Raw genomic sequence first — 14585 nt, forward strand, 5'->3', positions numbered from 1 at the left:
GCACTGAGAATGATTCTCTGTGCACTAGTGTATAGGAACGTTGTTCACGATTGCTACCGTTTAAGGGATTATAATTAACCAAATCAGGAGCATCTGTGCAGGATACGGACTTACAACTTAATACCGAAGAGGCGCTGCCTGCCGCTGATCAGATATTCTCCTGGACGCACACCGAACTTTTTGCGGAAGGCTGCCGAGAAATGACTCACATTACCGTATCCAACTCTGGAGGCTGCTTCACTTACAGTCATACTTCCTTGTTCCAGCAGCTGCTGCGCTCTCTGCATCCGTTGTTCGATAACGTAGGCATGCACGGTATAACCAAACATTTCCTTAAAGCCCTTTTTCAGCTTGAACTCATTGAGGCATATAATGCGAGAAAGGCCTGCAAGCGTCGGCGGGTGCAAATAATCACGCTGTAAAATCTCCTTAGCGAGCCGCAGGCTCTCCATATCCTCTCTGGACAGCTTGACCGAGCGTGGAATCCGGTCTGCTTCATATAAAGATTCATTGAGATAGACCGCCATAAGCTCCAGCATTTTGCCCTCCAGATAAAGTTCACGCATGCCATGGCTATAGGAACAATCCGCAATCTGCGATAGAATGAAGCGGATGGATGGTGTGATGTTATTTTTTCCAAAAAACAAACCCGCACCAGCTCCGATGCGAAGCCGTGTATCCTCAGTCAGACCACTGGTCATCCGCTCAAATTGTGCAGGGCTCATATCTATGCTGATGAATCGGTACCCCGCTCCACTCAGGTATGTGCAGTTTTCACTTCTTACTCCGCCATGAAACAGCGCAATTTCTCCTGTATCTATAACAAAATAGTCCGATTTCAGCGAGGTCCCCCACTCAATGCCATGCCCCATGCAGAATGCCAGCTCTGTACGCGGAGTGCTAAAATTGCCCTTCGCTTCGATATCCCGATTAAAACAGAGATTAAAATCTGTCATCTGGATATACCCATGGCTAAGCAGGCTGCGGCAACTGCCTTCCCCTATTTCGACTGGAGGTTTAATCTCAAAATGAGCCCCATCAAAACGATAATTATAATCCACCCCTTCACATGTAAGCGTCTTATGGGCATCAATCGTTTCTGCTTCTTTCAGTCCATTGCTTCGCTCCATGCACATCCCTGCTTCCTCTTACTTTGGGTTAATTATATATGCAATGAGAATGATTATCAATTAAACATTACGATTTCCTCTTCGTTCAGACTGAGCAGTTGGGCAAATACACTGGATTATAATCAAAAAAACCTTTCCCACCCCGAAGGGTGAAAAAGGCTTATATGTCTCACTTCCGAAGCCGTATCTAGCCTTCATAGCTACTCTCGTTTCTTCCCAACTGCCCCAAGATAGATAACAAACTCTTCATCGCCGTCTAATTCTAAAATCTCATCTATCAACTTTTGATCATAGATTCCAATTGCGCAAGCACCTGCACCGATGGATTCGCTGGCTAAATAAAGGTTCTGGCAGACATGTCCAACATCGATGAGGATTTTTTTGTGAGCAGAAATATCATACTTCCATTCGGAGCGGTAGGGTGTGGTACTCCAGGCAAACAATACAGAAGCCTTTTTGGCAAAGTTAGGGACAAAGGGCTGATCCAAAGTAATAGCATCAATCTTTTGTTCAAGTTGATCTAATTCAAACATAAATAAGAGCTTATGTTCCACAGGCAGATATCTGTAGATCCCTTGCCCAATGTCCTCTACACGCATAATCATTAAATAGGTTTCAAAGGTGTGCGTCGCCCCACTGCAGGGTACAGTCCGCAGCGTAAGTCCGTTCTTATTCATACCGCTAATCCCTTGGGTAGCCCATAATAAATAGGATAACTCCTCCAGACTAACAGTATCCTCAGAATAGAACCGTGTACTTCTTCTTTGATCTATACAATCAAAAATATTTTCTTTACTCACAACGTCTTTGCTGACCTTGGGCAAATCAATAATTAGTGCATCTGAATCAAATGGCTTAACAATTGGCGGTTGTGCAATTCCCTTGATCTTATCTGTTTTGATATGTTTGAATTCATGAAAATTGGATTTCAGAAAATTTCTTTGTTGTTCATATCTGGTCATAACAGATCCTCCTGAACTACCTTAATAGCTCTAATTTATCATGTCATAAAAATCATACGGTGATCTAACTCACTCTTCAGTTGTTTTGGTGAGTAAACAAAAAACCTCCCTTTGCCCCGAAGGGCAAAAGAAGGCTTAAACGCGTCACTTCCGAAGACATGGCCAGCTATATTTTCAGCTCCCCAAGCTTGATCAGCTCGACAACCGCTTGTGAACGGCCTTTAACGTTTAGTTTTTGCATTACATTGGAAATGTGGTTTCGAACTGTTTTTTCGCTGATAAATAATAAGCCAGCGATATCACGAGTCGTTTTGTCCTGCACGAGAAGCTCAAAAACTTCGCGCTCACGATGAGTCAACAGAAATTTGCTGTGGTGTTCGTTCCCCTTCAATGGTGTCACCCCTCCTTGCCCTGGGTTTGTTTGGTATAACAAGGTAAAGGGATACAGTCAAAACATATTATGTATTGTTGATGTTAATGGTGCTGTCACAATTATAAAATGGGCTTAGTTCATTCAAATGCAAAAGTCTGAAATTTTCATGAATAAGAACATCTTTTTTCAGGGCAAACTACGGTTTGTTGTTCCTTATTAAAGGAGGTGTATGTATGAGCCATTCAAAAAACAATCAACCTACCAAAGCAGAAGTACAAACAACGAAATTAAACAAATTACCACTCGTAGGTAAATTCGAACCTGAATTTTCTGCAGAGGAAGCTGCAGAAGTGTTCGAAAACCAACCCTCTGCAGATCATGAATCCCATAATGAACGATAAAAAGCGGATGACGCCTTGATCTTATTCTTAAGCAGATCAAACCTTCAAAGAATGGAACTGTCACTTTAACAGCTTAATTAACTATAAATGAGACGGTTCCCTTCATTTGAACATCGTAAACGACTTAGAACAGCGATTCGCCATTAATGGGAATCGCTGCTTTATGTTGTAGGCTGTTGGCTGCCCGCTCCAATAGTGTATTCACCAGCCCCAACTGAGGCTTTCGGACCCAGATGGCGTTATTAACAAATTTATCGCCTTTTGAGCGAAGTTTCGGACTCCAGTGACGCTATTCCTTAGAAACAGGCTCATATAGGGTACTTTTCAAACCAACAGCGACTATGCGGTCCGATAGCGACTCAAATATCGCATAATACTGCATGTAGTGTCATCTGAGTCCTTTAGTTACTGCTTATGCGCAAAAGTTTGCTGGCGCGGTTACTGCTGCGTGCGCGCAATGGTTCGCTGGTTCGACGGGTCGGCTGCCCGCTTCAATAGTCTATTCACCGCCCCTACTGAGGCTTTCGGACCCAGATGGCGTTATTAACAAATTTATCGCCTTTTGAGCGAAGTTTCGGACTCCAGTGACGCTATTCCTTAGAAACAGGCTCATATAGGGTACTTTCTAAGCCAATAGCGACTATGCGGTCCGATAGCGGCTCAAATATCGAATAATGCTGCATTTAGTGTCATCTGGGTCCTTTAGTTACTGCTTATGCGCAAAGATCAAAATATCGGTTACTGCTGCGTTCACGCAAAGGTTCGCTGAGACTAGAGCTGAGTTCGTTGTTGCTGAATATGCGAAGAGAATAGTTGGGCCCATTACATACTACTGTGTACGTTCACTGGTTTGCTGGCGCGGTTACTATTCTGCTTTTTCAATTGTAATCGGATACATTACTACAAAACACACTCCCGACCCTGGGAGTTTTTTGTCGTGCCATTATTACAATGAGATACATCACATTTTTATATTGACAGTAATTGTATACGGACTTATGATAAGTCCAGCATAATTGATAACGATTATCATTTAGATATAAAAAAAGGGGTGTTTTTTTAATGAAATTTACTTATGCTGTGCCTGCAAGTCTACTTGCGGCCTCCATACTGTTCACTGGATGTGCCAATAACAACAACTCTACAAATACTGCTGCCAACAGCACTACAGCCACCAACGCACCGACGACTGCAGCAGCTACCAACACACCGGAGACTGCCACCGCTGACTTCACGTCAGCTATAGATCAATATCGCACATACGTCATCCAGCAATGTGATGAATTTGTGAAGCAAACAGAGAGTTTCACCAACGCTGTAAAAGAGGACAAGATTGATGAGGCTAAGGCGCTCTATGCTCCTGCCCGCATGTATTATGAACGGATTGAGCCTATTGCAGAAGCCCTTGGTGACTTGGACCCAAATATCGATGCCCGGGAAAATGATGTAGATGCGGCAGAATGGCGCGGTTTCCACAAGCTTGAGAAAGCACTCTGGCAGGACAATACAACTAAAGACATGACAGAAGTTGCTGACCAATTGCTGAAGGATGCACAGCTGCTGCGTGCGAAAGTGGAGACCGTTGAGATCGACGCGAATCTGCTCGTAACTGGTGCTGTTGAGCTTTTAAATGAGGTCTCCTCCTCCAAAGTAACCGGAGAGGAAGAACGTTACTCGCACACAGACCTGTATGATTTCGTCGCAAACGTTGAGGGTGCGCAAAAGATATACGAGCTGTTAAAACCAGAACTAGCAAAAAAAGATGCCGATCTTGAAAAAACCATTGGTGAACGATTCGCTGCCTTGCAAGCTGAGCTTGCCCCTTTCAAATCTGGAGATGGATATGTTTCCTATGAAGAGCTGAAAGAAGATGAAGTACGTAAACTGAGTCAGAATTTGGACGCCTTGGCTGAGCCATTGTCCAATATGGGAACTATTCTAGGAGTGTGACCCTCATGAATAAACATAACAAGTTCACTGGAGTACCAGGTAATCCTGAAAGTCCCCCTCTTAATGATCAATCGAAGAATGAGCCTATATTTGGTAAAAAATTAAGCCGCCGCGATATGCTGCGGCTTACTGGCGCCACTGGCCTTGGTCTTTTGTTAGGGGGCGGAGGTGTCGGTGGAATTATGGCTGCGCGTAATGCTGTAGCTGAGCCAACGAAATCCGCAGAAGGTGATTCCAGTTCCATTCCTTTTTATGGGAGCCATCAGGCGGGGATTTTGACACCTGCACAGAACTTTATTTATTTTGCTGCCTTTGATTTCACCACAACCAAACTGGCCGATGTGAAAAAACTAATGCAAGCATGGACCACTGCCGCTGCCGCTCTTACTACTGGCGAGCTTATTGGTGACGTAAATGACAACCCCAATCTTCCACCCTCAGACACCGGGGAAGCGGACGGGCTAAACCCTGCACGGTGTACGCTGACCTTTGGTGTTGGTCCTTCCTTTTTTGATGAAAGATTCGGCTTAGCTTCGAAACGCCCAGCCCTATTGGCCGATCTTCCGGCATTTGCGGGTGACAATCTTGATCCGAAATGGTGTGGCGGGGATATTTGTGTGCAAGCCTGTGCGGATGATCTGCAGGTCGCATTCCATGCGATCCGTAATCTGGCGCGTATCGCCCGGGGGACTGCTGTACTGCGCTGGACACAGGAAGGTTTTCAACGCACTGGAGCAGCGGATCCCAAGGGGGCTACGCCACGCAATCTTTTGGGTTTCAAAGACGGCACGGGCAATCCCGATACAACCGATAACGCTGAAATGAACAAAGTGGTCTGGAACAGCAGCAGTGACGGTCCTTCTTGGATGAGCGGCGGCACTTATATGGCGGTACGCCGGGTACGTCTGCGTATTGAAGTCTGGGATCGGTCGTCGCTAAGTGATCAGGAGGCTACCTTCGGGCGTTATCGTCACACCGGAGCTCCACTCGGAGCTAAGGATGAATTCGATGATCTGGATCTTTCAGCTGCGGACGCTTCCGGGAAACCTGTCATTCCGGTGAATTCACATTCCGCATTGGCGCATGGTGACGGTACAGTCAAAATGCTGCGCCGCTCCTACTCTTTTTCCAGCGGTTTGGACGTCACCACGGGCCAGCTTGATGCAGGTTTGTTATTCATTAGCTTTCAACGTGATTTAATGAAACAATTCGTTGCCATTCAGCAGCGCCTCTCTAAGACTGATCTCCTGAACGAATATATGACTCACACCGGCAGCGCGGTATTTGCCTGCTTCCCCGGTGTCCGCAGTGGCGGCTTTATCGGGGAAACACTACTAAGCTAAATTTATGGCTGTCCATTATTGAAGGGGGATTATCCCGATGTTATCTCTTACGCATCCTAAACGGCAAATGCCAAAGGTTGCCTTGCTGATTCTGTTTGGCTTTTTGTGTATGCTTTTGCTCTCCAGCCCCGCGGGGGTGGAGGGCGATGGCACGGTCGACGAGCTCCTGCCGCCGGTCGGCAGCGCACTCGTCGAAGCCGGCCAGAGCCGCTGGGACGCGGCCGCGGCCGATGTAGAAGTGTTCGCTGCGCTGTGGCGCACCGCGAACACAGGCACGCCGGACCCGGCACTCGCCGGTCCGGCTGCTGCCGTTGACGCCGCGCTTGCAGACGCGGCGAAAGCCCTTGCGGCGGGCGGCGGCGAGCCCGCCAAAACCGCACTGTCCACGCTCGCGAGAAGCGTGGACGCGTACGTCACCGCCGCCTCCGGCACGGTCGGCGGTGACACTGGAGCCGCCGGACGCGAGACGGCGGCGAAGCTTTTGCCCGCGGCGGAACGCACGCGGGATGCGGCGCGCAGCGCCGACTGGAGCGCGGCAGCGGCAGCGTACCGCGACATCGTCAGCGGATGGAAGCCGGCGGAGCGCAACATCCGGGCGGACGATTCCGCCGTTTACAGCCTGCTGGAGACGCGAATAAGCCTGCTGCGGATTGCGCTGCAGGCTGAACCGCTTCGCGAGGCATCGGCGAAATCGGAAGCAGAAGCTCTGTATCAACTGCTGGCTGATTACAGTGAAGGCAAAACCATTGACGCTGGGGATACTTCCAGTGAACCAGCTTCTATAGAGGGATTAATCAGCTACCTGAACAAAGCATCCTCCGCTGCCAAAGACAATAACAGCACAGAAGCCGCTAACATCATGGAGCAATTCATCGTAGCCTGGCCTTCTGCCGAAGGGCAAGTCCAGATCGCCTCACCAACAGTCTACAACAATATCGAAAATGAGAGTGCGGCTGTCACAGGTTACCTGCTCTCAAATCCGCCTAAACTGGATCAAGCTTTAACCATCATGAACAATATGCTTAGCGAACTAACGCCTTTGGCTGGTGAAACCACTTATAATGCTTGGGATGCCGCTTTGATTCTGTTGCGCGAAGGACTTGAGGCTATTCTCGTCTTGTCAGCTCTTCTTGCTTACCTGAAACGTGATGGCAACGCCAAAGCGCAAAAATGGATCTGGTCCGGTGCAGCTGTCGGCCTCATCGCAAGTATCGGATTGGCTGTTGTGCTCACTTATACCATTTCTCGGGCAGCTTCCGGGGGAGCACGGGAGATGATTGAAGGGATTACTGGTCTTGTCGCGGTAGTTATGATGCTCACAATCGGACGCTGGTTGCATAGCAAATCAAACACTGCGAATTGGAACAACTACGTGGATAGGCAAGTTGATGGCGCGCTGGCCAAAGGAAATCTTTGGTCGCTGTCCTCCGTTGCAGCGCTTGCGATTTTACGTGAAGGTGCAGAGACTACAATCTTTTATGTGGGCATGGCTCCATCCATCAAGCTGTCTCAATTACTGCTTGGGATTGGATGTGCTCTGATTATTCTTGGTATTGTAGGTTATGCAATTATTTCCTTGAGTGCAAAATTGCCGATTGCCGCCTTCTTCCGTACAGCTACAATTCTGATTTATTACCTAGTATTCCGCTTTCTTGGGGAGAGCATTCACTCGCTTCAGGTCGCCGGCAAACTTCCTGCACATGTACAAGAGGGCTTGCCTTCAATTAACTGGCTTGGCATGTATCCCACTTGGGAAACCTTGCTTCCACAGCTGCTTGTCCTGCTGTTTATTGTGTGGGAGCTGTTTCGGAACAGATCGCCAAAGGCTTCACGAACAGCTTAGTTTTATTAATACAATAGATATACCGGTCCGTCACGCCCTTGTGGTTACGCCGGTTTAGTCCGGTAATCTCTTGCATTTACAGTCTAATTTATGAAATGGATTCCATAGCAAGCTTTTTATTTGGGAGGTAATTTGCGGACAATATGATAAAATAAAATGACTATACACAAGCACAAAAGGGAGGCTGTTGTACTCTAATGGCTAATATTAAAGAAATTGCCCGTATGGCTGGTGTTTCTGTGACAACAGTCTCGCGGGTGCTCAATAATCACCCTTATGTAAGTGAAGTCAAACGAACCGCAGTCCTAAATACTATTGAAAAATTAAACTACACGCGTAATATGAACGCCGTGCATCTGATCACTGGGCGGACTCAAGCTATAGCTGTTATTATTCCGTATACCAACTTATTTTATTTCTCAGTCATTATTGCAGGCTTGGCTCAAGAAGCACTGCTGGCTCAATACCGGCTCGTTCTCTGCCAAACCGATTATCGTACGGAAGAAGAAATTAAGGTGCTTGAGATGCTGCGGAACAAAGAAATTGACGGTGTAGTTATGGTCTCTTCAACAATGAGCTCAGAAGCTATTGAAGAATATACAGCTTATGGTCCTATTGTGGTATGTCAGGATAGGGGAGAACGCCAATTTTCTTCTGTATATATTGAGCATTATTCTGCTTTTCGCAGTGGCCTTCAATATTTGAATGATAAAGGTTACCGCCATATTGGCTACTGTGAAGGAAGACCACACGGCAGCAGCAGCTCTATCCGCCAAATTGCCTTTAGAGACTTTCTAGAAGCTACAGATCAGCCTTACAATGATGAATGGATGATCTATAACTGTCTGACCGAAGAGGACGGTGCCCGCGTACTTCACCAACTGCTGCAGATGAAGAATCGTCCTGATGCCCTGATTATTTCAGCAGGCGATCATATAGCGGCTGGTTTAATCATCGAAGCTTGGAAAAAGGGTATCCGCATTCCTGAAGATTTGGCCGTCATTGGATTTGATGATCAGCCTATCGGCCGAACGTTAGGTCTGACCACTGTAGATAATCAGTTAACTGAAATGGGCATATCCGCTTTTCGGATTATCTATGATCAGATCCAGCGAAATGATGGACAACCCGTTCATCGCAAGCTTGAGTACCGTATTATAGAACGCAATACAGTATAGTATCCTTTTCATCTTATATCTCCGTAATTACATCATTTTAACGGTCCACTTTGCAGCCTTCTGCGAGTAGACCGTTTTTTATTTTTGCATATTCCCCTTTAGTATTCATTTTTATCCCTTGCTTCCGAATGGAATTTGTTTTATCCTAAATATGAAAATAATTTTCTGCATTTATTTAATAATCATAAAAATAATTTCAATACCCCATTGAAACGAGGTGGATGAATGGATGTCCCCAATACTGCATGCACTCGAGCATGAGAAGGCCAAGCTCTCTCAAATGGAACGAAAGCTGGCTGAACGAATTCTCTCCTCACCAGGCGAAATCGTTCATATGGGCATTACAGAATTAGCAGAACAATGCGGAATAAGCCCGGCAACGATCACACGTTTCTGTAAGGTGCTTCATTTTAAAGGCTTTCCGGATTTCAAGGTGAAGCTGGCAGCAGAAATTGCTCATAGTGATGCCTCGCCGCAGGATGGTGGCTCTTCTTATCAAGATATTGTAGCCGGCAACCCACTCTCCGTGATTGTGGAAGCGATGCAGACGAACCATCTGACCTCCATCCGGGATACTACCTCACTGTTAGATCTGGAGCGATTGCAGGCAGCAGTTAATTTATTGTGCCAAGCACGCCGCGTTGATCTGTACGGGATGGCGACCTCTTCCATTGTCGCTCAGGATTTCTATCAGAAGCTGATCCGCATAGGCGTAAATTGTACTGCTTTTGCTGATTCCCATATGCAGATTACCTCTGCTTCATCACTCTCCGAAGGTGATGTCGTGTTCGCAGTATCCTATTCGGGAGAGACTCCCGAGACCATTGATGCCTTGATGTGTGCGAAGGCTAGCGGAGCAAGCACTATCGCACTAACCTCTTATGGCAGCAGCACCTTGGCTACTCTGGCGGATATCCCCCTATTCTCCTCATCTTTGGAGAAAGGCATGCGACGGGGAGACATGGCCTCACGCATAGCTCAGCTTCACATCATTGATATTTTGTTCACTGGAATGGTCAGCACCCGTTTTGGGGATTTTATTCCTAGACTGGAGCAATCTTATCTCAATGTCCAACAATACCGAAACAAACGAGGAGGACAATCCTAATGAATATTCTAAAGTTCCATAGTGATGAAGATTTCGTACAAACGGGTGCGAATCTTATTGCCAGCCTGCTGCAAAGCAATCCTAAAGCCGTGCTCGGTCTTGCGACCGGAAGCTCCCCAGTTGGGGTTTATGCCAAATTGGTTGAAATGCACCAAAAAGGACTTGTGAGTTTCTCTAAAGCAACTTCCTTTAATCTGGATGAGTATATCGGCTTGCCTGTCGACCATCCACAAAGCTATCGCAGTTTCATGAACGAGCAATTATTTAACCATATAGATATTGATCCAGGACAGACACATATCCCTAACGGAAACGCAGCGGATATGGAAGCAGAATGCCTTGCATACGATAAAATGCTGGAAGAAAACGGACCCGTTGACTTGCAGATTCTCGGTATTGGCAGCAACGGCCACATTGGATTCAACGAACCCGATGCTAACCTCAGCAGCAAAACCCATGTCGTCGACCTGCTTGAAGATACCCGGGAAGCAAATGCTAGATTCTTTGACAGTTTGGATGAGGTCCCTCGGCAAGCGATCACAATGGGCATTGGAGGCATCCTAAAAGCACGCCAAATCCTCTTATTGGTTCGTGGTGCCGGCAAAGCTGAAGCTATCCGCAATGCTGTGGAAGGCCCGATTACAACCCAATGCCCTGCATCCTTGCTGCAGAGTCATCCAAATGTAATCGTTCTCGTAGATGAAGGAGCAGGCAAATGGCTGAAATAAATAAAGAACTAGAACAGTTGCTATTCGGTAAGGTACTGACTCCCCAAGGTTTAATTGAGCACGGTGTGATTGCCGTATCTGGAGAGCAGATCCACTATGCTGGCGATGCGGCTTGGCTTCCAGAGCGTTACGCGCATTGGCCTGCCAGTGGTCAAGCAACGGATCTTCTGATCCCCGGATTTGTAGATGTACATGTTCATGGTGGAGCTGGCCACGACTTTATGTACAGTGATACTGAATCGCTGAATGCCATCACTAAGTTCCATAGTTCCCAAGGAACAACAACAATGCTGGCTACAACCATGACCGCTTCCAAGTCTGCTATTGACCAAGTATTCTCCGAAGTCAGCGCTTATCGCGCTGCTGAAATGCCTTACACACAAATCGCAGGCATGCATTTGGAAGGACCCTTCATCAGCCCGAAATGGTCCGGCGCACAAAATCCAGAGCATATTGTTCCTGCCAATATTGAGTGGCTAGCACAATGGGAGAACGATTATCCAGGAATGATCCGGCAAGTCACGCTTGCTCCGGAACGTGAAGGTGCCCTCGAAGCTATTCTCTGGCTGCGCAAGCACGGTATAACTGCAGCGCTCGGGCATACGGATGCCTCCTTTGAAGAGGTTATTGCCGCAGCAGATGCTGGACTTAACCAAGCCGTGCATATGTTCAATGCGATGACACCCCTACATCACCGTAAGCCTGGAGCGGCTGGAGCTATTTTGTTCGATAAGCGCATTCGCGCAGAGATTATAGCCGACGGGATTCATGTTCATCCCGCAGCCATTTCTATATTGACCCGTCTCAAGAAAGAGAACAATTTATTACTGATTACTGATGCCATGTCTGCAACTGGACTTAGTGATGGTGAATATACAATCGGTGATTTACCTGTACTCGTTCAAGATGGCATCGCTACCCTTAAAGATAATCCCGCTGCTCTAGCTGGAAGCACACTAACGATGATTCGCGGCTTCCGTTATCTGATCCAAGAGGTAGGACTCACCTTGGAAGAGGCCTCCCGCGCTGCAAGCCTTACGCCAGCGGCGTCCATTGGAATGGAACGAAGCATTGGCTCCTTGGAGGCTGGAAAACGCGGCGATATCCTACGCCTTGATGCTGAATTTAATATTCGCGGCGTATGGATCGGCGGACGTCCAATCACCACTTAATAAAATTAGCTCCAAACAAAAAAGCAACAATTCTCTCCAGATGGTGAGATTGTTGCTTTTTTATTTAGATCACAAAAATCATTAATAATTACGAGTTGGGAAAATTCGTTCAACCATGGTGCGGAATTCATCCACAAATCCTTTTATCGGATGACCGGCACGAGCCTCTTCAGCATAAACATTGGCGCGTTCCACGAAGTCAGGATTTGCTGATACGTATACATCCTTAATTCTCGCATCATGTTTTTTAACTTCCGCAGCAATTTTATCTTTAATTGCTTTGGTAACTGTTTCTGTTTCTCTTGTATTTATGGTGTTATTTGTGTTATTCGTGCTATTGGTGTTGTACATATGCGTCGAATTACTTCTGTAATTCGTATCATGGGTACTAGGAGTGGTACTGCGCATGCCCATTCCCATTCCAGTTCCCATACCTTTTCCCATCCCCATATCTACATCATGTTTCGAGCCATTGCTGTTCAGCAGAGGACCATTATTATAAGTATGGTTTCTTGTCGTACCTGTTCCCATAGTACCTGTACCTGTTCCTGTTCCTGTCCCCAACATACCCGCTCCCAATTTACCCATGCCATTGATTCCATTTCTGGTTGCCGGTCCAGTACTTGTTGTACCAGGAACTGTATTTACAGTACCTTTTAAGGCTCCGTTCATACCATTGGTTACGGCTCCAGTATCATTCATTCCATCACGGCCAATTTTCACTCTTCCTGTACCAGACATTACGCCTGTCGGTCCGTAATTGTGAGGAGTGGTTGAGGATTTTGCCCGATACGATGGAGTCCCTTTGGCACGCAGGCCAGCAGTTGCATCATTTAAAGTTACTGCTACATACGCGCTTTTTCCTGCAAGCATTACATTCGCTGAGCGGACTTCAGGCATTGCAGCAATCCGGTCTGCAAGCTCCTGACTAACTTCCATCTTAGTGATGTTATGCGTGCCACCGCGTACGGAATTCACACCAATACGCCCATCATTTACTCCCCGGACACTATTGGTTTGCACATTCGATTTTTCTGCCGTATTGGTTCCACACCCTGTAATACTCACCAAGCCGAGAAGCAATGCAGCTGAGACTGACATACTGATCTTGGATCGCAACATGAATTCATCCTCCATCTCTAATGTTGTATGTGTGCAGTGTACGATCGTTAGGATGACCTTCTGAAGAACAAGCTATCCTGAAAGGATTTGGAACTATGCCGCTTTGACCGTCACCCGCGAGTGCAGATCGGCGTATCTTATAAACAGTAAGCCATATCTCAACAAGTCGGTATTACTCCGCAAAAGTCAGGAGGCTTGTGCATGAAAGTTCTATTTACGTTTTATGTACCGAGTGGCGGGGTGGAGACATTAAATAAGCTGCGATGTGAAAGTCTCCAGCGAAGTGGGATCGAATGCCATGTTTTATATCTAATGCCGGGTTCAGGCCAGAATACGACCAATTTTCCGGTATTTGTCTCATCTTCAGATGAAGAAATTAAAAATTTGCTGGAGACCCATAATTACGATGCCATTATTGTTACATCTGATTATTTATTACTGAAACGTCTGCGTGAACTTGGTTACCGCGGTATTATGATATACGAATCTCAAGGCCTTGGAAAACGCAGTCATGCGGAAACTCTGATCAGAGATGCCGTCCCTTATTTACGTTCTTATTGTAATGCGGTACTAATCCCGCCAACCGATCATTTATTGGAGCTGTTTATTGAAATCTGTCCCTGGCTGCATCGTTATGTAATTCCGAATATTGTTGATGTCCAGTCCTTTCAGCATATCCCTGCTGAACCTCCCGCTAATCCGGTTATCGCTTGGGTAGGCCGGCTAGAGAGCAATAAAAATTGGCGGGAATATTTGAGAATCGCCCATGAAATTCGCCTTTATAAACCAGATATTCATTTGTGGATGTTCCATGATCCTAATTTAGCCGCAGAGGATCAGAAACAATCCTTTCAGGAGGAGCTACGCGCCCTAGGACTGAATGATCGTCTAAGTACTTTTACCAATATTCCTAATCATGTAATGCCCATTTATTATTCCTCGATCGCTAATTCGGGTGGATTCCTGTTAGCTACCTCCATTACAGAAGGATTTGGATATGCTGTTGCCGAAGCGATTTGCTGCACTTGTCCAGTACTTAGTACAGATTCCGATGGTGTCAGATCCTTTATTGTTCATAATGTCACGGGTAAATTTTACCCGCTTGGCAATATTCCAACTGCCGTCAACGAAGGACTGGAGCTTATGAACAATATTCCTCTGCGAGAGGGTCTCCGCCAGCAAGGAAGAGGATATATGGTCTCACGCTTCGGAACCGAGAAGTATGCGCAATCTTTTCGTGAAATGATGAATTCCTATGCCATCTTCTAACCGATA

The 14585-nt window shown here is 46.6% G+C and carries 13 protein-coding genes; 9 read left to right on the forward strand and 4 right to left on the reverse strand.

The genetic code is table 11. The features are described from left to right. Positions 1–110: 110 nt before the first annotated feature. The 3 genes from MHH46_RS26150 to MHH46_RS26160 form a co-directional block, all read right to left on the reverse strand. Positions 111–1130, reverse strand: coding sequence for a helix-turn-helix transcriptional regulator (locus tag MHH46_RS26150; protein ID WP_179086330.1), 1020 nt, complete (start codon positions 1128–1130; stop codon positions 111–113). A gap of 200 nt (positions 1131–1330) precedes the next feature. Further along, positions 1331–2092, reverse strand: a complete 762-nt coding sequence (locus MHH46_RS26155) for a SagB/ThcOx family dehydrogenase (RefSeq protein ID WP_076194569.1) — start codon at positions 2090–2092, stop codon at positions 1331–1333. Positions 2093–2258: 166 nt separating this feature from the next. Further along, entirely contained in the window at positions 2259–2483 is a 225-nt protein-coding gene (locus tag MHH46_RS26160; RefSeq protein ID WP_019908812.1) for a LuxR C-terminal-related transcriptional regulator, read from the reverse strand. Between the two features lie 215 nt (positions 2484–2698). Here MHH46_RS26160 and MHH46_RS26165 point away from each other — a divergent pair, with 215 nt between their 5' ends. The 8 genes from MHH46_RS26165 (at position 2699) to nagA (ending at position 12188) form a co-directional block, all read left to right on the forward strand. Beyond that, positions 2699–2866, forward strand: a complete 168-nt coding sequence (locus MHH46_RS26165) for a hypothetical protein (RefSeq protein ID WP_169744806.1) — start codon at positions 2699–2701, stop codon at positions 2864–2866. A gap of 1062 nt (positions 2867–3928) precedes the next feature. Next, positions 3929–4816: an iron uptake system protein EfeO gene (gene efeO / locus MHH46_RS26170; protein WP_076130417.1), complete on the forward strand. Its 888-nt coding sequence runs from the start codon at positions 3929–3931 to the stop codon at positions 4814–4816. Positions 4817–4821: 5 nt separating this feature from the next. Then, positions 4822–6159: an iron uptake transporter deferrochelatase/peroxidase subunit gene (gene efeB / locus MHH46_RS26175; RefSeq protein WP_076130418.1), complete on the forward strand. Its 1338-nt coding sequence runs from the start codon at positions 4822–4824 to the stop codon at positions 6157–6159. A gap of 238 nt (positions 6160–6397) precedes the next feature. Beyond that, entirely contained in the window at positions 6398–8002 is a 1605-nt protein-coding gene (locus tag MHH46_RS26180; protein WP_256717260.1) for an FTR1 family protein, read from the forward strand. Between the two features lie 197 nt (positions 8003–8199). Further along, a complete protein-coding gene (locus MHH46_RS26185) occupies positions 8200–9180 on the forward strand; it encodes a LacI family DNA-binding transcriptional regulator (RefSeq protein WP_076130419.1) in 981 nt (326 codons plus the stop codon). Between the two features lie 229 nt (positions 9181–9409). After that, a complete protein-coding gene (locus MHH46_RS26190; protein WP_076130420.1) occupies positions 9410–10288 on the forward strand; it encodes a MurR/RpiR family transcriptional regulator in 879 nt (292 codons plus the stop codon). Then, positions 10288–11016 (forward strand): glucosamine-6-phosphate deaminase, encoded by a 729-nt coding sequence (gene nagB / locus MHH46_RS26195; protein WP_076130421.1) that lies wholly within the window; start codon positions 10288–10290, stop codon positions 11014–11016. Before MHH46_RS26190 ends, nagB begins: the two co-directional genes overlap by 1 nt. Then, the gene (gene nagA / locus MHH46_RS26200; RefSeq protein WP_076130422.1) at positions 11004–12188 is read left to right on the forward strand and encodes an N-acetylglucosamine-6-phosphate deacetylase; all 1185 of its coding nucleotides are present in this window, start codon (positions 11004–11006) and stop codon (positions 12186–12188) included. Before nagB ends, nagA begins: the two co-directional genes overlap by 13 nt. 81 nt (positions 12189–12269) lie before the next feature. On the opposite strand, the gene MHH46_RS26205 is transcribed toward nagA, so the two are convergent. Beyond that, positions 12270–13310: a YhcN/YlaJ family sporulation lipoprotein gene (locus MHH46_RS26205; protein WP_076195137.1), complete on the reverse strand. Its 1041-nt coding sequence runs from the start codon at positions 13308–13310 to the stop codon at positions 12270–12272. A 201-nt stretch (positions 13311–13511) separates the two neighbouring features. Here MHH46_RS26205 and MHH46_RS26210 point away from each other — a divergent pair, with 201 nt between their 5' ends. Continuing rightward, positions 13512–14579 (forward strand): glycosyltransferase family 4 protein, encoded by a 1068-nt coding sequence (locus MHH46_RS26210; protein ID WP_076195135.1) that lies wholly within the window; start codon positions 13512–13514, stop codon positions 14577–14579. Positions 14580–14585: the final 6 nt, after the last annotated feature.

Source organism: Paenibacillus sp. FSL H8-0175, from assembly GCF_045040615.1.
Lineage (GTDB): Bacteria > Bacillota > Bacilli > Paenibacillales > Paenibacillaceae > Paenibacillus_AQ > Paenibacillus_AQ odorifer.